The organism is Paracoccus chinensis, from assembly GCF_900102885.1.
Lineage (GTDB): Bacteria > Pseudomonadota > Alphaproteobacteria > Rhodobacterales > Rhodobacteraceae > Paracoccus > Paracoccus chinensis.
Genome location: NZ_FNGE01000011.1, coordinates 69033 through 90219, shown reverse-complemented (window position 1 = coordinate 90219; position 21187 = coordinate 69033). Strand labels below are relative to the sequence as shown.

Here is a 21187-nt window from a genome sequence, read left to right as displayed (position 1 = left end):
CGGACGCCCCCGGTTCCCTTCCGATTTGCGCAAACCCGCAAGGTGGCGCGGAAATCTATCCTGCACCGTCCTGTTCATGCTAGATCGGGACCCATGACGCGCCATGACCCCGACATCCGGCCGGTGATCCGCCAGCTCGACGAATCCGCCGCCAACCGCATCGCGGCGGGCGAGGTGGTGGAACGTCCCGCCTCGGCCGTGAAGGAACTGGTCGAGAATGCGCTGGACGCGGGCGCGACCCGGATCGCCATCGCCATCGCGGGCGGCGGCAAGCGTCTGATCCGCGTCAGCGACGACGGCTGCGGGATGACGGCCGAGGACCTGCCGCTGGCGCTGGCCCGTCACGCGACCTCGAAGATCGACGGCTCGGACCTTCTGGACATCCGCTCCTTCGGCTTTCGGGGCGAGGCGCTGCCGAGCCTCGGCGCCGTGGGCCGCCTGACCATCACCAGCCGCGCGGCCGGGCACGAGGCCGCGCGCATCGCCGTTTCGGGCGGTCGGCTGGAACCGGTCCGCCCCGCCGCCGCCAACCGCGGCACGGTGGTGGAACTGCGCGACCTCTTCTTCGCGACGCCCGCCCGGCTGCGCTTCCTGCGGAGCGACCGGGCCGAGACGCAGGCCATTGCCGAGGTCGTCCGCCGCCTCGCCATGGCCGAGCCCTCGGTGGCCTTCACCCTGACCGAGGAGGACGAGGGCCGCGTCCTCTTCCGCGCGGACGCCGAGCAGGGCGATCTGTTCGATGCGCTCTCGGCCCGCATCGGCCGGGTCATGGGGCGCGAGTTCATCGAGAACGCCATCCCGCTCGACTCCGAGCGCGACGGGCTGCGCCTGACGGGGCTTGCCGCGCTGCCCACCTATTCGCGCGGCGCGGCGGTGGCGCAGCATCTCTTTGTCAACACGCGCCCGGTCCGCGACAAGCTGCTGACAGGGGCGCTGCGGGCGGGCTACTTCGACGTGCTGCCGTCGGGCCGGCACCCGGCGGCGGTGCTGTTCGTCGCCTGCGATCCGCAGGGCGTGGACGTGAACGTCCATCCCGCCAAGGCCGAGGTCCGCTTCCGCGAGCCCGACGCCGCGCGCGGGCTGGTCGTCGCCACGCTGCGCCATGCGCTGGCCGGGGCAGGGCATCGCGCATCCTCGACCGGAGGGGCGGCCACGCTGGCGGTGATGCGCCCCGAAACGGCGCCGAGCTTCTGGCGCAGCCAGACGCCGTCACCTGCGGCGGTCGCCGCGGCCCACGCGGCCCAGGCACCGCTGGCGCCGGTTCCCACGGCACCGCAGGGCTTCGCGGAAACCTCCGGCCCCGCCTTCCCGGCCGCCGCACGGGTCGAGCCGATGGTCGAGGCCCCCGACGCCCCCTTGGGCGCGGCACGGGCGCAGCTGCACGGCAACTGGATCGTGGCGCAAAGCCGCGACGGGATCGTGATCGTGGACCAGCACGCGGTCCATGAGCGGCTGGTCTATGAGCGGCTGAAGGCGCAGGCGGCGCAGGCGCGGGTTCCCTCGCAGGCGCTGCTGATCCCGGCCATCGTGGATCTCGGGCCGGAGGCCGAGCGGGTACTGGCGGCGGCTGGCGAACTTGACCGGCTGGGCCTCGTCGTCGAGCCCTTCGGCCCGGGCTGCGTGGCAGTGCGGGAACTCCCCGCCGCGCTGGGGCAGGCGGATGCCGCGGCGCTCTTGCGCGACATCGCCGACGATCTGGCCGAGCATGGCGCCTCGGACCGGCTGCAGGGGCGGCTGGACGCGGTGCTGTCGTCCATGGCCTGCCACGGCTCGGTGCGCTCGGGCCGCAGCCTGACGGGCGAGGAGATGAACGCACTGCTGCGAGAGATGGAGCGGACGCCGCGGTCAGGCCAGTGCAACCACGGCCGCCCGACCTGGGTGGAGCTGCGGCTTTCCGACATTGAGCGGCTGTTCGGGCGCTGATTGACGCGGACCCGGCTGCGGGCGAGAGTCGGGGAAAAGGGGAAGTGCCATGCTGGAACTCGGCGCCGACAAGATCGCCTTCGTCATCCTCCGCGCCCGCGACTATGACCACGGGCCGGATGGCCGCGGCGGGCGGAACGCCTTCGAGCTGCGCGACTTCATCGCCGACCTGACCGAGGACGAGCAGGCGGAGCTGACCGCCGTCATGTGGATCGGCCGCGGCACCTTCGAGGCGGATGACCTCGAGGAGGCGATCTCGACCGCGAAGGCGGAACGGACCACGCCCACCGAGGACTACCTGATGGGCGAGCCGCACCTGGCCGATTACCTGGAAGCCGGGATGGAGGCTCTGGGCCTGACGCCCGGCGAGGAAGAGGACGACCTGCTGCGGGGCTGAAGGCCCCCTGAAGGGCGGGGATGCACCCCGCCCTTGCCTGAAAGGCTGCGCTTGGCCGGGTTTACTGCCGCGTCACCCGCACCAGTTCACCGTTGTCCTTGTCGGTCAGCAGCAGGATCGAGCCGTCTGGGGCCAACTCCACGTCGCGCACGCGGCCAATGCCCTCGAGGTGACGCGCTTCGCCCGCGACCCGGTTGCCTTCCAGCTGCAGCCGGACAAGGCCATGGTCGCCCTGCAGCGCGCCGGTCAGCAGGTGGCCGTTCCATTCGGGGAACATCTCGCCTTGGTAGAAGGTCAGCCCCGCGGGCGCGATCACCGGGTCCCAGTAATAGACCGGCTGCTCCATGCCCTCGCGCGCGGTGATGCCCTCGTTGATGGGCGCGCCCGAGTAATCCACCCCATAGGTGATGACCGGCCAGCCGTAGTTCTTGCCGGCCTCGATCCGGTTCAGCTCATCCCCGCCCTTGGGCCCGTGCTCGATGGTCCAGAGCTGCCCGCTGCCGTCCAGCGCCGCCGCCTGCACGTTGCGCAATCCCTTGGCATAGGTCTCGGGCAGGCCCATCGCGGGATTTCCGGGCGCGGGCGCCCCGGTCAGGGCATCGATGCGGACGATCTTGCCCAGGTGGTTGTCGTCCCGCTGCGCCGTGTCGCGGATCGGCACGTCCGAGCGCTCGCCCAGTGTCACGAACAGGTTGCCCTGCCCGTCCGGCACCACCCGGCTGCCGAAGTGCTTGTCGCCGTCATAGACGGGAACCTGCGCGAAGATCTGTTGGACACTTTCCAAGGTCGCGTTGTCCGTCGACAGCGTGGCCGTAGCAACGGCCGTGTGGTTGCCGCCCTCGGCCGGGGCGGCGTAGCTGATCCACAGCCTGCGGCTTTCGGCGAAATCGGGGGCGATCGCCACGTCCAGAAGACCACCCTGCCCACCCGCCGAGATCTCGGGCAGCCCGCCGATGGGATCGGACAGCGCGCCTTGGGCCGAGACGATCCGCAGCCGGCCCGGACGCTCGGTCACCAGCCAGCCGCCGTCGGGAAGCTGCGCCATACCCCAGGGATGTTCCAGCCCGTCCGCGATGACGGTGGTTTCCAGCTCGATGTCGTCGGCCAGAGTGGGTGCGCGGGTCTGGCCCTCAAAGGCGGGCGTCTGGCCGGATGCGTTCGGAGGGGCGCTGTTGAAGCCTTGGGCGCAGGCGGCCAGCGGGGCGAGGATCAGGGCGGCAAAGGCCGCGGTCGAGCGGAGGAACAGCATCGGCGACTCCATTGGCATATGCCTGAGGGAACGGAAGCCGCAGAAAAACGTTCCGGCGGTTGACTGAAGCGTGAAGGCGGGCAGGCGCCAAAAGGGGGCGCTGCACCCGGCCTTCGGCCTCCCCCGGGATATTTGCGCGAAAAAGAGGATCCTTGGGCCGCGCTGACCTGGAGCACGGCCCTGGGTTGCCGTCAGGCTTTCAGGTGATCCACCTTGGCCATGTGATCGGCGATCCCGCCCACTTCGGCCAGCCAGCGGTCCACGAGTCCCGGGTCATCCGGGGCGGCGTGGACGCCGGGCGGGAAGGCGTCAGCCAGCACGGATTCAACCGCCATGGCCACGGGGATCGACACGAGCTGCGCCATGGCCGTGCCCTTGTCGTTCCCCTGCGCGTCCAGCACCCATTCCTTGTCGAAGACCGGCTGGCCGTCGCGGCTCGCGCCCAGGCGGACGAACAGCACGACTCGGTCGGGTTCGCCTTCGGCATAGGCGTGCCGGGACCAGAACTCGTCGGCCATCTCGCGCAGGCGGGCATCGCCCTCGGGACCCGACAGGCCCTCGACCTCGGTGAAGACGGGGGCCCAAGCCTCGGCCCAGCCCTTCAGCCGGATGGTACCGCGCACGAAGTCGCGCAGCTTCCAGTCCGGGTCGAAACCGTATTGACCCACGAAGGCAGTGGAGTCGCGGTTCGGATAGACCTCGAAGCGTTCGGGCACGGGCAGGGGCGCGTCATAAGGCTCGATCGCGTGCCAGGGGCGGTCCACCCGGCGCTCGGCGCCATCGCGGATCGACAGCGACGGCGAGCGCAGGGCGCGCAGCACCCCCAGGGGCGACCACGAGAACTTGTAGCGGAAGGGGTTCGGGTGCTTCGGGATGCCGCCGCAGTAGCTTGCGAAGCTGATCTCGTCGCCCGGCTGCGCCACATGGCGATAGTCGGCGACCAGTTCATGCGCCATCAGGTGGTCGATGCCGGGGTCGAGGCCCACCTCGTTCACCAGCGCCACGCCCGCGTCCATCGCCGCCTGCTCCAGCGCCGCCATCTCGGGCGAGATATAGGAGGAGCTGACGAAATGCGCCTTTCTCTCGATGCAGATGCGCGCCAGCGGCGGATGCTGGTCGGCGGGCAGCATGGACACCACCACGTCACCGGGCTGGAGGGCCGCCGCCAGCGCCTGCGAGGTGTATTCGCGGATGTCGGAGGTCAGGTCGCCCACGGCCTCGCGGGCCTTCTCGACCGTGCGGTTCCAGACGGCGACGGGCGTTCCGCCCTTCAGCAGCCGCCGCAGTCCGGGGACGGCGGAAAGTCCGGTCCCGACCCAGTGGATCGTCATGGCGCAAGCCCTTTCAGATGGGTGTCACAGATGTCGGCGGCGCGGCCCCAAGGGCCCGTCTCGATGGCGTCAAGCGCCCGCAGCACCGGCAGCAGCTGGGCGGCATAGTCGAGGCTCGATTCCCGCGGCAGCATTGAGGGCAGGTTGTCGATGGCCATGACGTCCAGCGGCGGGTGTTCCGCCACGCGCAGGACCGGGGCGTCCCAGGTCGTGGTGCGGTCATAGACGCGCACCGGGTTGAACGCGCTGGTCGGGTCGCAGGCGATGTCGCCGATCGCGGTCAGGGCGCGGCCGGGGTTCACGGCGCTTTCGGGGACGAAGACCGGGCAGCCGGGCTGCGCGAGGATGCAGTTGAGGAAGACCTCGTGCAGCAGGATTTCCGGGAAGGGGCCGCCATGCGCGGTTTCCGCCATGTCCCACTTGGTGACGCGCACGCCGACCTCGGCGCACAGGTCCGAGGCGCCGCTGCCCACGCGGCCCCTGGCGCCGATGACGATGGCGCGGGGACGCGGCAGGCCCGTGCCGTCGAGTTCCGCCCGCAGTTCGGTGGCAAGCGCGTCCTTGTCGGGATAGGTGCCCACGGGCGGGCAGATCTCGCCCCGGTGCTGCGCGGCCCAGGCCTTCAGCGTGACCGCCGCGCCCGCGTAGCCCGCCCAGTAGCCGAAGGCGGCGAGCCGGCGGCCATTGTCGTCCAGCAGGTATTCGAGGTCGTAAAGCCGCCCGCCGCCCTCGCGGAAGCGGCGCAGCAGGTCCTGCCCAGCGGGCTGGCCCTTGAAGGCATGGCCGAACATGATGTGGCGGTGCATCAGCGGGCTGCCGTCCTCGGGCAGTTCCTTGAGGCCGAAGACGATGGCGTCCACCGGTGCCTCGGGCCAGGAGCCTTCCGGCGCGATCGAAGCCCCGGCGGCGCGGTAGTCGGCGGTCGGGATCACGCGGCGGGGGCTTTCCTCGACGGTGACGCGGAAGCCGCGGCGGATCAGGTCGCGCACGCCCTCGGGGGTGATGCCGACCCTGTCCTCGTTGGGGCGGCTTTCCGCCCGGACCCACAGATGCACCATCAGACCCCCTCCTCCTGCTGCCGCTGGTCGGCGGCAAGCCGTTCCTCAACGCTGCGCGACAGTTACGGAAAGGCGATGCGGTCGTCCAGTCGGGGGCGGCGCGCGCCGAGGAAGAGACCATCGCCCGCCGCATCGATGCGGGCGATGGCGGCGGCGATGTCCTCGGTGATGACGGACATGGTCCACGCGGTCGCGTGGATCATGGTGGCCGGGTCCAGCGCCAGCGCGACGTGGCCCGGCCAGAACAGCAGATCGCCGCGCTGGATGGTATCGGTTACCGGGAAGGCGTCGCGCTGCAGGTCGCTGTCGCCCGGGCAGGCGATCCCTGCCCCGTGCAGCGCCGCCTGTGCCAGCCCCGAGCAGTCAATGCCCCAGCGGCTGTTCCCGCCCCAGAGATAAGGCGTGCCGATCAGGCGCAGCGCGACCTCGACCGGGTCCTCGGCGGGATGGTCCGAGATATGCTGGAGCGGCACGAAGGTGCCGCCTGCCAGCCGCGCAAAGCGGCCCTCGGTTCCCGTGACCGCCAGCCGCGCGCCCATGGGCAGGCTTCCCTGCTCGGGCCGCTTGAAGTCGGCGGTGGAATAAAGATGCGTGGCCGCTGCCATCACGAGATGAGTGATCGCGGGGCGTTCGTCTGTCAGCGCGGATAGCACGATCCAGCCGCAATAGCCGTCCGCCGCCGCCTGCACGAAGCCCCAGCCGTCGCGTTCCTCGATCAGCGTCACGTCCGCTCCGTGCAGAAGCTGGCGGTCCCTTGCGCCACCGGGGGCGCGCAGCAGGTCGGCAACAGGCGCGCTAACCCGCATCGGGCGGCCCTCCGTGATCCCATCCCGCGCGATCCCCGATCCGCGCAGGGCCACGCGGTCAGTGGCGGGGGTCAGGCGGCGGTCCATCAGGCGATGGTCGGCAGCGCGTGCAGGATCGCGCGCATCCCTTGGCCTACGCCGCCCTTGGGCCGGCCCGGTGCCGCCGAGGGCTGCCAGCCGTAGATGTCGAAATGCGCGTAAGCCCCCGCGCCTTCGGTAAAGCGGCGCAGGAACAGCGCGGCGGTGATTGCACCGGCGAAGCCTCCGCCCGGCGCGTTGTCGAGATCGGCGATGGCGGGCTCGATCATGGCTTCGTAGGGCTCCCAGAAGGGCATCCGCCAGATCGGGTCGGCATGGTCGCGGCTCGCCCGGAACAGCGCATCCGCCACCGCCTCGTCGTCGCAGAAGAAGGGCGGCAGATCGGGACCAAGGGCCACCCGCGCTGCCCCCGTCAGCGTGGCCATCGAGACCAGCAGGCGCGGGCTTTCCTCTGCCGCATAGGCCAGCGCGTCGGCTAGGATCAGGCGGCCCTCGGCGTCGGTGTTGTTGACCTCGACCGTCACGCCCTTGCGGCTGGTCAGCACATCACCGGGGCGGAAGCTGTCGCCCGCCACCGCGTTTTCCACCGCCGGGACCAGCACCCGCAACCCGCCCGCGCGGCCCAGCCGCGCCAGTGTATTGGTCAGGCCCAGCACGTTCGCCGCCCCGCCCATGTCCTTCTTCATGATCAGCATCGAGGCGGAGGGCTTGATGTCCAGTCCCCCGGTGTCGAAGCACACGCCCTTGCCGACCAGCGTGACCGCAGGCCCCTCGCCCGGAAAGCGCAGGTCGATCAGCCGCGGGGCGCGGCCCTGCCCGGCGGCGCGGCCGACCGCGTGGATCATGGGGAAGCCCTCGGCCAAGGCCTCGCCAGTGATCACCTCGACTGAGGCCCCGTGGCGCGCCGCCAGGTCGCGCGCGGCGGCCTCCAAGTCGCCCGGACCCATGTCGGACGCAGGCGTGTTGATCAGATCGCGGGCTAGATACTCGCCGGCGGCCATCGCCAGCACAGCCTCGCGGTCGACGCCCTCGGGGCAGACCAGCCGCGCCTTCGGCGGCTCGGCCTTCTTGTAGCGGTCGAAGCGGTATTGCGCGAAGAGCCACCCCAACGCCCCATGTGTCAGGTCATAGCTGTCGGGCACACCGGCGAGACGCCACGCCCCTTCGGGCAGCGTTTCGGCGGCACGTGCCAGCGTGAAGCGTTCACGCGCCGGGCGGTCAGCGGGGCTGGCGGGCTTGCCGATGCCGAACAGCGCACCCGCGACTCCGTCCTCACCCGGCAGCAGGCAGATCTGGCCCGGCTTTCCCGTGAACCCCGAGGCCTTCGCAAATGCGGAATCTACACTTTCGGGCCAGATCGGCCCATCGTCGCCTTGGACGACCAGCCACAGGGGGCGGCTTTCGGCATCGGCGGGGGCGAACTCGGGCTCGGTCATCGGCATCTCCTGTCCTGCGGCACAGTTTCTGCGGCGATCCGGAGCGGAAGGAAAGACCGGTAAGCTCTTCCTGACACAGATACCCATTGCACCGGTGCAGCCTTCACTTCGCCGGGGTTTTCGGCTATGGCCCGCCGTCTTGTTCGTGAAAGGGACGTCGATGGGCTACAAGGTCGTCGTCGCGGGGGCCACGGGGAACGTGGGCCGCGAAATGCTGAGCATCCTGGCCGAGCGCCAGTTTCCTGCCGATGAGGTGGTGGCTCTGGCCTCGCGCCGGAGCCTTGGCACCGAGGTCAGCTTCGGTGACAAGACGCTCAAGACCAAGGACATCGACGGCTTCGACTTCACCGGCTACGACATGGCGCTGTTCGCCATCGGCTCGGACGCCACGAAGAAATACGCCCCCATCGCCGCCAGCCAAGGCTGCGTCGTGATCGACAACTCGTCGCTCTACCGCTACGACCCGCAGATCCCGCTGATCGTGCCCGAGGTGAACGCCGACGCGATCGAGGGTTACCGCAACAAGATGATCATCGCGAACCCCAACTGCTCGACCGCGCAGATGGTGGTGGCGCTGAAGCCCCTGCATGACCGGGCGCGGATCAGGCGCGTCGTCGTCTCGACCTACCAGTCGGTGTCGGGCGCGGGCAAGGAAGGCATGGACGAGCTCTGGTCCCAGACCAAGGGGATGTATGTCCCGGGACAGGAGGTCGAGCCCAAGAAGTTCCAGCGCCAGATCGCCTTCAACGTCATTCCCCAGATCGACGTCTTCATGGAAGACGGCCAGACCAAGGAGGAATGGAAGATGGTCGCCGAGACCAAGAAGATCCTCGACCCCTCGGTGAAGGTCACCGCGACCTGCGTGCGCGTCCCGGTCTTCGTCGGCCATTCGGAATCGATCAACATCGAGTTCGAGGACTTCCTGGACGAGGACGAGGCCCGCGACATCCTGCGCGAGGCGCCGGGCGTGCTGGTGATCGACAAGCGCGAACCCGGCGGCTACGTCACCCCGATCGAATCCGCGGGCGAGGACGCAACCTACGTCAGCCGCATCCGCCAGGACCAGACGGTGGAAAACGGCCTGAACCTGTGGTGTGTCAGCGACAACCTGCGCAAGGGCGCGGCCCTGAATGCGGTCCAGATCGCCGAGCTGCTGGGCAACCGCATCCTGAAGAAGGCCTGACCGGCCAGCCGCAAGCGGCCCGCCCGGCTGCTTGCGGACCCAAGGGCGGCCCTCCGACGAGGGCTGTCCTGCCGGCGCGCAGAATGCGCCCCCTCTCCCTTCTCATTCCTGCCTGAACCACGCGCCGTCGCGGCTTTCCGCCGACGCACGATCTCGTGAGCGAACAGGCTTGGCGCGGCCTGCGTTGGCCGCAGCATGGCTCGCGGGGCGGTCACGCGCGGCACGCCGCAAGGTGATGCACGGGTGAACGCCCCCGGCCCTAGGATGCGGCAGGCGCGATCGGCGCAAGGCTTGGGAGATCAGGATGGCTTACAACGGCATCATCGGGACCGGGACGTCGAGGTCGGGGGCGATCTCGCCCATTGGCGAATACGACAGCTTCAACACGACCTTCATCAGCGGCCTGACCTATTCGGTCGCGGCCAAGGGCACCTCCAGCGGCAATGGCACGCTGGCCGACCCGAACCTTGCCCTCTACGACTCGTCCGGGAATCGGCTGCTGTTCAACGACGACGTGTCGCCGGGCACGAACAGGGACGCGCAGCTGACCTTCAAGATCGGCGCGGGCGGGACCTCGACCTATACGCTGGTCGTGGGAGAGCAGGGCAACAACGCGACCGGCAGCTATGTGCTGACCGTTTCGGCGGGCTACGCGACCAACGCGGCCGACCGCGTAACCGGGACCTCGGTCAATGATGCCATCAACGGCATGGCCGGGAACGACACGATCAACGGCGCGGGCGGCCATGACAACCTGATCGGCGGGGCGGGCAACGACCTGCTGCTGGGCGGTGCCGGGGCTGACGTGCTGCAGGGACAGGCGGGCGACGACGTGCTGCGGGGGCAGGCCGGGAATGACGTGCTGTTCGGCAGCACCGGGGCGGACGATCTTTACGGCGGTACCGGGGCGGACCGTTTCGTCTTCAACAGCCACACCGACTCGAACGCGCGCTTCGGCTATGACGTGATCGCGGCGGCCGATGGCGCCCTGGCCTTCGAGGGCGTGGGCGTCGCGGGTGGCGACCGGATCGACCTTTCGGGGATCGACGCCAACCTGAACGCGGCCGGCAACCAGTCCTTCGTCTTCAGCGCCTCGCGCGCGGCAGGGACCGTGGTGCTCAGCGAGCAGGGGACGAACACGATCCTGTCGGCGCATGTCAACAACGACGGGCTGGCGGATTTCCAGCTGATCATCGCGGATGGGGCGATCCGGGCCTACGACTACAGTTCGGACGAATTCATCCTTTAAACCCCGCAGGAACCGGGAAAGGGGCCGCCGCCGCGCGGCCCCTTTTTTCATGCGCTCGCCGGCTGTCCCTGCGGCGCGGCCAAGGGCCGGTTGCCGGTCAGGCGGCGGACGGCCACGTAAAGGCCCGGGATCATGAAGATCCCCAGGAAGGTGGCCGAGATCATCCCGCCCATGACCCCGATCCCGATCGAGTTCTGCGCGGCCGCCCCCGCCCCCGTGGCGATGGCCAGCGGCAGCACGCCCAGGATGAAGGCCAGTGAGGTCATCAGAATCGGCCGCAGCCGCAGCTTGGCGGCCTCGACCGCCGCCTCGGCGGTGGACCGGCCGCTCACCTCGAGATCGCGGGCGAATTCCACGATCAGGATGGCGTTCTTGGCGGCAAGGCCGATGGTCGTGAGGATGCCCACCTTGAAATAAACGTCGTTCGACTGCCCGAAGATCAGCGCGGCCAGCACCGCGCCCAGGACCCCTACCGGCACGGCCAGCATGACCGAGAAGGGCACCGTCCAGCTTTCGTAAAGCGCGGCCAGGCACAGGAACACCACCAGCGCCGACAGGGCGTAAAGGAAGGGCGCCTGGTTGCCCGCCTGCTGTTCCTGATAGCTGAGGCCCGTCCAGGCCACACCGTAGCCGCCGGGCATCTGCCGGACGAGTTCGGCCATCGCGGCCATGGCCTGCCCCGAGGTCGCGCCCTCGGCCTCGCTGCCCGAAAGCGAGATCGCGTCAGTGCCCTCGAAGCGCGACAGGCGCGGGGCCACGGGCACCCAGCGGGTGGACATGAAGGCGCTGAAGGGCACCATCTCGCCCGACGAATTGCGGGCATACCAGTCCTCGAGATCCTCGGGCTGCATGCGGAACTCGGCACCCGCCTGCACGATCACGGGGCGCAGCGTGGCGCCCATGGCGAAGTCGTTGACCTCGCGCCCCGAGAAGATCGTGGCCAGCATCCCGTTGACCTCGGACAGGCTGAGCCCCGCCGCCTCGGCCCGCTGGGGGTCGATGTCCAGCCGCAGGGCCGCGTCGTCCTCGTCGCCCTGAGCGCGGACGTTGACCAGTTGCGGATGGGCGTTCCCGGCCTCTTCCAGCGCCTGCGCGGCGTCGCGCAGGGCGGCGGTGCCCTGGGCCGACTGGTCGATCAGATACATCTGGAAGCCCGCGCTGTTCCCCAGGCCCTGGATGGGAGGCGGCTGGACGAAATTGATCCGGCCCGCGCGATGGGTGGCGAAGCGCTGGGTCGCGCGCTGCACGAGGGCCGAGGCGGACAGTTCGGGGTCGGGCCGTTCGTCGAAATCCTTGAGCCGGACGAACAGCGTGGCCCGCCCCTGCCCCGTGCCGGAAAAGCCGAAGCCCAGCGCCCCAAAGGTCGAGGCGACGGCGGGCTCCTCGTTCAGCAGGTAGCTTTCGATCTCCTCGACTACCGCAAGCGTCTGCTGGGTGGTCGAGCCTTCCGACAGGTTGATCTGGGCCATCAGCACGCCCTGATCCTCGGTCGGCAGGAAGGTCGAGTTCATCCGCGTGAACAGCTGCCAGACCGCCACCGAGATCACCGCCAGTGCCAGCAGCACCAGCATCGGGTGCTTCACGGTGCGGGCGACGACGCGCGTGTAGCTTTCGGTCGCCCGGTCGAAGCCGCGGTTGAACCAGCGCGCGGGCGCAAAGCGCGGCGGCCCGTGATGCGGCCGCAGCATCGACGCCGTCTGCGCAGGCGTCAGGATCAGGGCCGCGGCCAGCGACAGCATCATGGCGGTGATGATTGTGACCGAGAACTGGCGGTAAACCACCCCGGTCGAGCCCGCCATGAAGGCCATGGGCAGGAAGACCGCCGACAAGACCACCGCGATGCCGATCAGCGCGCCCGTGATCTGGCGCATCCCGACCTCGGTCGCGCGAACGGGGTCGAGCCCGTCCTCGCGCATGATGCGTTCCACGTTTTCCACGACCACGATTGCGTCGTCCACCAGCAGGCCGATCGCCAGTACCATGGCGAACATGGTCAGCGTGTTGATCGTATAGCCCAGCGCGAACAGGACCGCGAAGGTCCCCAGCAGCACGACCGGCACCACGACCACCGGGATGATCGTCGCCCGCCAGCTTTGCAGAAAGATCAGGATCACGGCGATGACCAGCAGGATCGCCTCGAAGAGCGTGTGCCAGACCTTCTCGATCGAGCGTTCCACGAAGGGCGAGGTGTCATAGGCCACGCGCAGCTCGACACCCTCGGGCAGCGCCGGTTGCAGCGACTCCAGCACCGCGCGCACGCCTGCGGCGGTGTCCACGGCATTGGCCCCGGTTTCCAGGTTGACGCCGAAGCCCGCCGCGTTCGCGCCGTTGAAGCGGCTGTTGGCGCCGTAGGCCTGCTGGCCGATCTCGATCTCGGCCACGTCGCCCAGCCAGACCGAGGCGCCGTCCTCGCCCGTGCGCAGAAGGATGCGCTGAAAATCCTCGACCGAGGTCAACTGGCTTTGCGCGGTGATGGTCGCGGTGAACTGTTGGCCCGGCACCGAGGGCTGGCTGCCCAGCGAGCCCACCGAGACGGTCGAGTTCTGTTCCGCCACCGCCGCCGTGATGTCCGAAGGCGTCAGCTGGTACTGCGCGAGCCGTAGCGGGTCGAGCCAGATCCGCATGGCATAGCCCGAGCCGAAGATGTCGATTCCGCCCACGCCCGGGACGCGCTTGACGGGACCCTCGACCACCTCCTCCAGCAGGTTGCCCAGTTCGACCGTGGAATAGTCATTGCCGGCCGAGACCAGCGCCCCCACCATCAGGATCGACGAGGTCGAGCGCGTGACCGACACGCCATCGTTCTGCACCGCCGAGGGCAATCGCGATTCGACGCTGCGCACCCGCGACTGCACGTCGTTCAGCGCATCCGTCGGGTCAACGCTGTCGTCGAAGGTCAGCGTCAGCGAGGACCGGCCCCGGAAGGAGGAAGACTCGAAGTAGAGAAGCCCCTCAAGCCCGGTCAGCGAATCCTCGATCGGCGTCGTGACCGAGTTCTGCACCGCCTCGGCGGTGGCACCCGGGTAGCTGGCCGAGATGCGGACGGTCGTGGGCGCGATGTCGGGATATTGCGAGACGGGCAGGTTCAGGACGCCCCAGAGGCCCGCCAGCATGGTCACGATCGCCAGCACCCAGGCGAAGACCGGGCGATGGATGAAGAACTGCGCCATCAGTTCGCAGCCGTGGAGGCAGCGGGGCCGCGGGCCGGGCCCGCCGCCGAGGGAAGCTCGGCCGCGGCGGCCTGCGCGGCCATGGGTGGCGGCGTCCTGGCATCCCCTGCCGCGACTTCGACGCCGGGTCCGCCCGCGCTGCCGGGGCCGGCCGGGGCGGGATCGTCCGCCGCCAGTTCCTCGGCGCCGGAAAGCTCGCGCACCACGCCCTCGGGGTCGATGGTCACGGCCAAGGTGGTGATCTCGTCCCCGTCCTCAAGGTTCGTCAGCCCGTCCAGGATCAGCAGGTCGCCCGCTTGGACGCCCTCGGTCACGATCCAGTTGCTTTCGTGGGTACCGGCCTCGGTCAACACCACCTGCTCGGCGCGCCCCTCCCTGGCGACGAAGGCCGTCAGTTCGCCCGTGGCCGAGCGCCGGGTGGGGCCCTGGGGCACCAGCACGCCCTCGACCGCGCCGATGGTCACCTGGACGCGCACGAACTGCCCCGGCAGGATCAGCCGGTTGGGGTTGGGGAACTGCCAGCGATAAGGCACGGTGCCGGTTGTCGAGGACACCTGCCGCCCCGGCGCCACGATCTGGCCGGGTTCGGAATAGGCCTGCCCCGTTTCCAGGATCAGCCGGGCATCCGCCGCCTCGGGGCGCATCAGGATGCCCGCCGAGCGGCGTTCGCGGTTGCGCAGCACGCTGGCGCGGGACTGCGAGACATCGACATAGATCGGGTCGAGCTGCGTGACCGTGGTCAGCGCCTCGGCCTGGTTGGCGGTGACGAGATCGCCGATCGAGACATTGGCAATGTCGGGGATGCCGTCGATGGGACTGCGGATGGCGGTCCGGTCCACGGCCAGTTGCGCCAGCGCCCGCTCGGCCTCGGCCGCCGACAGGCTGGCGCGGGCATTGGCAAGCGCGACCTGGGCGGTTTCCAGTTCGGCCTGGCTGACGCCTGTGCCCTGCAGGCGGTCATAGCGGCCAACGGTCGCGGTGGCGCCCTGAACGGCGGCCTCGGCACTGGTGACGGCGGCCTCGGCGGCCGACAGCGTCGCCGCAAGCTGGTCGTCGTCCAGGCGGAACAGCACGGTTCCTGCCGTCACGCGGACGCCGGGCTGATAGGCGATCTCGACGATCTCGCCCCCGACCTGGGGGCGGATGGCGGTTTCCTGATAGGCCACGGCGCGGCCCGGCAGCGTGACGGTGACGGGCACGGTCTGGCGTTCCAGCCGCATCACGCCCACCTCGCGCGGCCCCTGGGCGCCGGGCCCTCCGGGACCGGGGGGTGCCTGGGCCAGGCCCGGGTCGGCCAGCATCAGCGTCAGCGCGGCCAGCGCCGCGACCGCCGCGGCCCGTCCGGCGTGGAGTTTCCACAAGGGCAAGTGCAGTCGGAGGGTCATGGCACCAGCATTGCAGCCGTCCCGCAGCCCGACAAGGGCACGAATCCGTTACGTCAGGCGGTCGAGCCAGCCAGCGAAGCCCAGGGCTTCGTCCAGCACCGCAAGGCTGCCGGCGGAGGTTCCCGACGCGACCTCCAGCGGGGGAAGACCCATGGCCGCGCGCGGTGTGTCCGTCGCCATGGCAATGCAGCTTTCCAGGGGAACGCCGCCCTGCCGGTGCAGCCGTGCCATGCCGGTCAGCATGTCCACATGCGCACCCGCCAGCGCACCCTCGGCATTCACGAGCCGGCCGTTGCGGACCTCGATCGGCTGGCCGTAAAGCATGAAGGCGTCGGGACCGCCTACCGTGGGCATGGCGTCCGAGACGATGAAGCAGCGGTCGGGTCTGGGCCGGGCGGCCAGGGCCAGCCGCAGCATGGCCCAGTCCACGTGGATGCCGTCGGGGATCAACCCGATCCAGGCGTCCGACAGGATCGCGGCGGCGGCAAGCCCCGGATCGCGGTGGTGCAGGGGCGGCATGGCGTTGAAGAGATGCGTGACCATCGTGACGCCTTGGGCAAGGGCCGCCTGCGCCTGCTCGGCCGTGGCCGAGGAATGGCCCGCCGACAGCACGACACCCCGGCCTGCCGCCCGCGTCAGCAGCGCCGGGTCGGCGCGTTCCGGCGCCAGCGTCAGCAGAACCGGGATGCCCGCTGCGCGCAGGCGCTCCAGCACGGCCAGGGTGCGGCTGTCCAGCGGCCGGATGTGGCGCGCGTCATGGGTGCCGCGCCGCTCGGGTGCGATATGGGGGCCCTCGATGTGGATGCCTGCCACGCCGGGCGTGCCCCAGGCGGCGATCACGGCAGCGGCCGCGGCTTCCAGCACCTCGGGCGCGTCGGTGATGACGGTGGGCAGGAGCGCATGGGTGCCCAGCCCGTGATGCGCCACCCGGATCGCCGCGATGCCCTCGGACGAGGGGTCGGCGTTGAACAGCACGCCCCCGCCCCCGTTCACCTGCAGGTCGGTCGCGCCGGGCATCAGCAGGTGCACCCGCAGATCGGGCGTACCGGTCCCCAGCGGCCCAACCGAGGCCACGCGGCCATCCCGCAGCCGGACCCCCAGCCCTTCCTGCAGCCTGCCCTGAATCCAAGTCAGGTCGGGGGCGATCAGGAGGTCCAAGGCTCTTCCGCCGCCGTCATCCGCGCCAGCAGGGCGGCGCCGCGCACGCCGCTGGCGTCCCCATGGCGGGCAAGCCGCAGGGTGGGACGCGGGGTGCCGGGGATCAGGCGCGCGGGCAGCGCCGCCTCAAGCCGGTCCACGAAGCTTGGCATTTGCGACAGGCCGCCCCCCAGCACCACGATCTGCGGGTCGATGGTCATCTGCAGGATTTCAAGCGCCTCGGCGGACAGGTCGGCCCAGGTGGCCAATACCGCCTCGGCCTGAGCGTCACCGGCTGCGGCGCGGGCGGCCAGTTCAGGCGGCGCGATCTCGCCCATGCCCATGTGCGCGGCCAGGCGGATCAGGCCTGGCCCGGGGATGTAGGCCTCGATGCAGCCGTCCCGCCCGCAGCCGCAGCGCCACTGGCCGAGGCCATGGCGGGCGAGTGCCCGGCCGGGCATCCCGCAATGGCCCAGCTCGACCGCGATGCCGCCGTAGCGCGCGGCGGGGCGGCCGTTGATGCAGATACCCGCGGCGACGCCGGTCCCGAAGATCAGCCCGACGACCGCCGCTGCGCCATCGGCCGCACCGCCGTTCGCCTCGGAAAAGGCCAGGGCCATCGAGTCGTTCATCACCGGCAGGGGGCGGCCCGCGACGGCGGTCAGGCGCTCGGCCATGGGCTGGCCGCTGATGGGCAGGTTCGCGGTCTGGGCAAGGCCCGTGTCGGGTTCGACCACGCCGGTCATGGCGATGCCGATGGGCAGGTCACCGCCGGCCCGTTCCCGCAGCCAGGCGACCTGTTCCCCCACTGCCGTGAAAAAGGCATCCGCGTTGTTGCGGGGCGTCGGCACCCGGTGCGAATGGGTGGCGTTCAGCCCGGCGTCGAACAGCCGCGCCTCGATCTTCGTTCCACCGATGTCCAGCCCCGCGCAGATCATGAACCCCTCGCGCCCTGTTTCCCAAAGGTTCCTAGCGCGTGCGGGGCGGCTTGCCAAACACCCGGCGCGCACCCCGCAGGGACGCGCGGTCCCGGCGGGTCAGGCGGCGCGCGAAAGGACGGGCACCTTCTTCTGCCAGGCGGGGTTCCTGGCCTGCAGCTTGGCGCTGATCGCCTCGACCCAAGGGCCGGTCACGCCGTTGCGGATCGCGAGATCCCGAAGCTGGCGGAACCGATCCATCTGCACCTTGTTGTTTGTCGGACAGCTGAGGATGTCGGCCACCGAAATCTCGGCCTTGAGGCTTTTCGGAATCGCATGGCCATTGGCCAGGAATCCCAGCGCCGTGCGGATGCATTTCTCGCAGGTGCCGCAGTTCTGCGAAGGGTCGGGATTGCGCCAGCAGACGCGCAGGTTGTCGGCCGCCACCGGCCAGCCCGCAATGGCGTCGATCTTGTCATTGCGCGACCGCCCGCATCCGTCGTGATGGATCGTCATGGCTGCGCCGCCCGTCAGCGGATCGGTGATCGGGTTCGAGCCCCAGGGAATTTCCAGCGCATCATAGGGACCGCTGCTGCCGATCAGGCCCTGATTGAATTCATCGGAAAACTGCATCAGCGCACAGGCGATGGCGGCACCGTGGAACATCTCCCAGTCGATGCGGATCGCGTTCTTCAGGTTGGTCTTCATGCGAAACAGGCGCACATCGACCGTGTCGAGGATCGCGCGCCCCTGATCGTAGATGATCTGCATGGCGCTGTCGTCGCGGGGCGAGATGTCGAAGCCCTGCACCAGCAGCCCCGCCTGCAGAGGCTTGCGCGCCGGTTCAGGCCCGCCGATCCTGTGGTACCAGGTGGTGTAAAGCGCATCCAGTCCGCCGCTGAACGCTTGGATCGCACGGAGCGGACGATTGTCCACGTGGTCCACGATGCTTTCGGCCTCGATCCCGATGCGCGAGAACAGCGCCGGGCGCCAGCTGACCCAGGCTTCGACGAATTCGTAAGCGTTGTGGATCATCCGGCGCGAGACCGGGCCCTGAACAAAAAGGTCCCGGCCCTCGGCCATCGCCAGCATCAGCGCGGGCGCGACATGGCAGTCCAGCAGCGCCGGACGGGCCGTGACTCCCTCGGGAATGTCGAAAAAGATCCGGTCATGCCGCAGCCTGCGCAGCGGCGTTTCGGATTCGACGATCAGAAATCTTCGCACGCCTTGGCCAAGGCGCTTCTGATCCGCGCGGATGGTGATCTTTGACACGAGATACCTGCAACATGCACACAGCCGACAAGTCGGAAATGACGCGAACGGTCCCAGTCTGGAGCGCATCTCCGGCCCTGCCGCGATGATAGGCGAAGAGGGTCAATTGACAAAGGCCGTAATTCCATTGGCCCGCTTTTCCAGGCCATTCGCCATGCGAGGGGGAAAGCAGATACCGCGCATGAAAAAGGCCCCGGCAATTACCGGGGCCTTCGTATGTCACAAGCCGGGGATCACTCGGCCTGCGCGTCTTCCTTCTTCGGCTCGGTGATCTCCTCGCCGGTTTCCTGGTCGACCATCTTCATGCCAAGGCGCACCTTGCCGCGGTCGTCGAAGCCCAGCAGCTTCACCTTGACCTCTTGGCCCTCCTTCAGCACCTCGTTGGGGTGCTGAAGGCGCTTGCCCGAGATCTGGCTGACATGGACCAGGCCGTCGCGCTTGCCGAAGAAGTTCACGAAGGCGCCGAAATCCACCAGCTTGACGACCTTGCCGGTGTAGATCTTGCCTTCCTCGGGCTCGGCCACGATCGAGTAGATCATGTCATAGGCCTTCTTGATCGAATCGGCATTGGCCGAGGCGATCTTGATGGTGCCGTCGTCGTTGATGTCGACCTTGGCGCCCGAGGTTTCCACGATCTCGCGGATGACCTTGCCGCCCGAGCCGATCACTTCGCGGATCTTGTCGGTCGGGATGGTCATCGTCTCGATGCGCGGGGCATGGGCCGAGAACTCGCGGCGGCCCTCGGTCAGGGCCTTCGACATCTCGGACAGGATGTGCAGGCGGCCGTCCTTGGCCTGCGCCAGCGCCTGTTCCATGATCGCGGGGGTGATCCCCTGGACCTTGATGTCCATCTGCAGCGAGGTGATGCCGTTCTCGGTGCCAGCGACCTTGAAGTCCATGTCGCCCAGGTGATCCTCGTCGCCGAGGATGTCCGTCAGCACGGCCCAGTTGTCGCCGTCCTCAAGCACAAGGCCCATGGCCACGCCCGCAACCGGCGCCTTCAGCGGCACGCCCGCGTCCATCATCGACAGCGAGCCGCCGCAGACCGAAGCCATGGACGACGAGCCGTTCGACTCGGTGATCTCGGACACGACGCGGATCGTGTAGGGGAAATCGGTCGCCGCCGGCAGCACCGCCTGCAGCGCGCGCCATGCCAGCTTGCCGTGGCCGATCTCGCGACGGCCGGGCGAACCCACGCGGCCAACCTCACCGACCGAATAGGGCGGGAAGTTGTAGTGCAGCAGGAAGTTGGAACGCGAGTTGCCGTGCAGCGCGTCGATGATCTGCTCGTCGTCGCCCGTGCCCAGCGTGGTCACGACCAGCGCCTGGGTTTCACCGCGGGTGAACAGGGCCGAGCCGTGGGTACGCGGCAGGATACCGACTTCCGAATCGATCGGGCGAACCGTGCGGTTGTCGCGGCCGTCGATCCGGGCGCCGCCGCGGATGATGTCGCCGCGCAGGATGCCAGATTCCAGCTTCTTCAGCGCCGAGCCCAGGTTCGCGTCGGCCAGCTCGGTCTCGTTCAGGCCGGCCACGATCGTCTCGCGCACAGCCTGGATGGCGTCGCGGCGGTCGGACTTGTCGATGATCGCATAGGCCGCGCGCATCCCTTCCTCGCCCAGCGACTTCACGCGCTGGTAAAGCTCGGAATAGTCGGGCGACTGGAAGTCGAAGGGCTCCTTCGCGGCGTCCTCGGCCAGGTCGATGATCAGGTCGATGACGGGCTGCATCTGCTCGTGGCCGAACTTGACCGCGCCCAGCATCTCTTCCTCGGTCAGCTCATAGGCTTCCGATTCGACCATCATCACGGCGTCCTTGGTCCCGGCGACGACCAGGTCCAGACGCTGTTCCGGGTTGCCCCGCAGGTTGTCCATGTCGGCCACGTCCGGGTTCAGGACGTATTCGCCATTGGCAAAGCCCACGCGCGCAGCGCCGATCGGGCCCATGAAGGGCACGCCCGAGATCGTCAGCGCGGCGGAAGCCGCGATCATCGCCACGATGTCGGGATCGTTGACGAGGTCGTGCGACAGCACGGTGCACATCACCAAGACTTCGTTCTTGAAGCCCGGCGCGAACAGCGGACGGCAGGGGCGGTCGATCAGGCGGGCGGTCAGCGTTTCCTTTTCGGTCGGCCGCGCCTCGCGCTTGAAGAAGCCGCCCGGGATCTTGCCGGCAGCATAGTATTTTTCCTGGTAGTGGACGGTCAGGGGGAAGAAGTCCTGACCCGGCTTCGGCTCCTTGGCGAAGGTGACGTTGGCCATCACCGAGGTCTCGCCCAGCGTGGCGATGACCGAGCCGTCAGCTTGGCGGGCAACCTTGCCCGTTTCCAGCGTCAGCGTTTCACGGCCCCACTGGATCGATTTCTTCACTTCGTCGAACATGCAGTTTCCTCGGGGGCGCACCGGCCCTCCGGCCGCCCGTGTCATATGGCGGCCCCATTGCCGCCTCCCCCAATCCTTCGCATGCGGCCGGGGGCGGGCCTCACGTCGCAGATTGACCGGCCTTACAGGAAAACCGGTCTCGTGAAAAGCATATTGGTCGTCGCCCGCGTGCTGACAAGGGACGGAGGCCATTGATCAGGAAAGGGACGAGCGGCGGCCTTTGAGACCGCCGCCCGCAAGGGCACCGACGCGGG

General features: G+C 69.1%; 15 protein-coding genes. 4 read left to right on the top strand and 11 right to left on the bottom strand.

Features of this window, described 5'->3' with window-relative positions; all coding sequences use genetic code 11:
• Positions 1–93: 93 nt before the first annotated feature.
• Positions 94–1923 carry a DNA mismatch repair endonuclease MutL gene (gene mutL, locus BLQ03_RS12325; protein ID WP_090756531.1) on the top strand — a complete coding sequence of 610 codons (1830 nt, stop codon included), beginning with the start codon at positions 94–96 and terminating at the stop codon, positions 1921–1923.
• Between the two features lie 49 nt (positions 1924–1972).
• Positions 1973–2320 (top strand): DUF3775 domain-containing protein, encoded by a 348-nt coding sequence (locus BLQ03_RS12320; protein WP_090756529.1) that lies wholly within the window; start codon positions 1973–1975, stop codon positions 2318–2320.
• Between the two features lie 61 nt (positions 2321–2381).
• Here BLQ03_RS12320 and BLQ03_RS12315 read toward each other — a convergent pair whose 3' ends face one another.
• From BLQ03_RS12315 to BLQ03_RS12295, 5 genes are all read right to left on the bottom strand, one after another.
• On the bottom strand, positions 2382–3569 hold the full coding sequence (locus BLQ03_RS12315) for a PQQ-dependent sugar dehydrogenase (protein ID WP_090756615.1): 1188 nt from the start codon (positions 3567–3569) through the stop codon (positions 2382–2384).
• 191 nt (positions 3570–3760) lie between these two features.
• On the bottom strand, positions 3761–4900 hold the full coding sequence (locus tag BLQ03_RS12310; protein WP_090756528.1) for a saccharopine dehydrogenase family protein: 1140 nt from the start codon (positions 4898–4900) through the stop codon (positions 3761–3763).
• Positions 4897–5958 (bottom strand): saccharopine dehydrogenase, encoded by a 1062-nt coding sequence (locus BLQ03_RS12305; protein WP_090756526.1) that lies wholly within the window; start codon positions 5956–5958, stop codon positions 4897–4899. The genes BLQ03_RS12310 and BLQ03_RS12305 overlap by 4 nt, the downstream gene beginning before the upstream one ends.
• Before the next feature lie 62 nt (positions 5959–6020).
• On the bottom strand, positions 6021–6851 hold the full coding sequence (locus BLQ03_RS12300; RefSeq protein WP_090756524.1) for a C40 family peptidase: 831 nt from the start codon (positions 6849–6851) through the stop codon (positions 6021–6023).
• Entirely contained in the window at positions 6851–8245 is a 1395-nt protein-coding gene (locus tag BLQ03_RS12295) for a leucyl aminopeptidase family protein (protein ID WP_425415737.1), read from the bottom strand. Before BLQ03_RS12295 ends, BLQ03_RS12300 begins: the two co-directional genes overlap by 1 nt.
• 154 nt (positions 8246–8399) lie before the next feature.
• Here BLQ03_RS12295 and BLQ03_RS12290 point away from each other — a divergent pair, with 154 nt between their 5' ends.
• Positions 8400–9422 (top strand): aspartate-semialdehyde dehydrogenase, encoded by a 1023-nt coding sequence (locus BLQ03_RS12290; RefSeq protein WP_090756522.1) that lies wholly within the window; start codon positions 8400–8402, stop codon positions 9420–9422.
• A 304-nt stretch (positions 9423–9726) separates the two neighbouring features.
• Positions 9727–10671, top strand: a complete 945-nt coding sequence (locus BLQ03_RS12285; RefSeq protein WP_090756520.1) for a calcium-binding protein — start codon at positions 9727–9729, stop codon at positions 10669–10671.
• Between the two features lie 47 nt (positions 10672–10718).
• Here the strand turns inward: BLQ03_RS12285 and BLQ03_RS12280 are convergent, their stop codons facing one another.
• The 6 genes from BLQ03_RS12280 to pnp all read right to left on the bottom strand — a co-directional run bounded on the left by BLQ03_RS12280 (position 10719) and on the right by pnp (position 20933).
• A complete protein-coding gene (locus tag BLQ03_RS12280) occupies positions 10719–13841 on the bottom strand; it encodes a multidrug efflux RND transporter permease subunit (protein WP_090756519.1) in 3123 nt (1040 codons plus the stop codon).
• Positions 13841–15226: an efflux RND transporter periplasmic adaptor subunit gene (locus BLQ03_RS12275; RefSeq protein WP_090756517.1), complete on the bottom strand. Its 1386-nt coding sequence runs from the start codon at positions 15224–15226 to the stop codon at positions 13841–13843. The genes BLQ03_RS12280 and BLQ03_RS12275 overlap by 1 nt, the downstream gene beginning before the upstream one ends.
• Positions 15227–15274: 48 nt before the next feature.
• The gene (locus tag BLQ03_RS12270) at positions 15275–16384 is read right to left on the bottom strand and encodes an N-acetylglucosamine-6-phosphate deacetylase (RefSeq protein WP_175558861.1); all 1110 of its coding nucleotides are present in this window, start codon (positions 16382–16384) and stop codon (positions 15275–15277) included.
• Complete coding sequence (locus BLQ03_RS12265; RefSeq protein WP_090756515.1) at positions 16372–17301, bottom strand: ROK family protein; 930 nt, start codon at positions 17299–17301, stop codon at positions 16372–16374. The genes BLQ03_RS12270 and BLQ03_RS12265 overlap by 13 nt, the downstream gene beginning before the upstream one ends.
• Before the next feature lie 99 nt (positions 17302–17400).
• Positions 17401–18552 (bottom strand): hypothetical protein, encoded by a 1152-nt coding sequence (locus BLQ03_RS12260; RefSeq protein WP_090756513.1) that lies wholly within the window; start codon positions 18550–18552, stop codon positions 17401–17403.
• A gap of 233 nt (positions 18553–18785) precedes the next feature.
• Positions 18786–20933, bottom strand: a complete 2148-nt coding sequence (pnp, locus tag BLQ03_RS12255; RefSeq protein ID WP_090756511.1) for a polyribonucleotide nucleotidyltransferase — start codon at positions 20931–20933, stop codon at positions 18786–18788.
• Positions 20934–21187 lie beyond the last annotated feature (254 nt).

Coding starts and splice junctions, on each gene's coding strand:
- BLQ03_RS12320 (WP_090756529.1), top strand. CDS start 1,973: ATGCTGGAACTCGGCGCCGACAAGATCGCCTTCGTCATCCTCCGCGCC.
- BLQ03_RS12310 (WP_090756528.1), bottom strand. CDS start 4,900: ATGACGATCCACTGGGTCGGGACCGGACTTTCCGCCGTCCCCGGACTG.
- mutL (WP_090756531.1), top strand. CDS start 94: ATGACGCGCCATGACCCCGACATCCGGCCGGTGATCCGCCAGCTCGAC.
- BLQ03_RS12285 (WP_090756520.1), top strand. CDS start 9,727: ATGGCTTACAACGGCATCATCGGGACCGGGACGTCGAGGTCGGGGGCG.
- BLQ03_RS12290 (WP_090756522.1), top strand. CDS start 8,400: ATGGGCTACAAGGTCGTCGTCGCGGGGGCCACGGGGAACGTGGGCCGC.
- pnp (WP_090756511.1), bottom strand. CDS start 20,933: ATGTTCGACGAAGTGAAGAAATCGATCCAGTGGGGCCGTGAAACGCTG.
- BLQ03_RS12300 (WP_090756524.1), bottom strand. CDS start 6,851: ATGGACCGCCGCCTGACCCCCGCCACTGACCGCGTGGCCCTGCGCGGA.
- BLQ03_RS12275 (WP_090756517.1), bottom strand. CDS start 15,226: ATGACCCTCCGACTGCACTTGCCCTTGTGGAAACTCCACGCCGGACGG.
- BLQ03_RS12295 (WP_425415737.1), bottom strand. CDS start 8,245: ATGCCGATGACCGAGCCCGAGTTCGCCCCCGCCGATGCCGAAAGCCGC.
- BLQ03_RS12280 (WP_090756519.1), bottom strand. CDS start 13,841: ATGGCGCAGTTCTTCATCCATCGCCCGGTCTTCGCCTGGGTGCTGGCG.
- BLQ03_RS12305 (WP_090756526.1), bottom strand. CDS start 5,958: ATGGTGCATCTGTGGGTCCGGGCGGAAAGCCGCCCCAACGAGGACAGG.
- BLQ03_RS12265 (WP_090756515.1), bottom strand. CDS start 17,301: ATGATCTGCGCGGGGCTGGACATCGGTGGAACGAAGATCGAGGCGCGG.
- BLQ03_RS12315 (WP_090756615.1), bottom strand. CDS start 3,569: ATGCTGTTCCTCCGCTCGACCGCGGCCTTTGCCGCCCTGATCCTCGCC.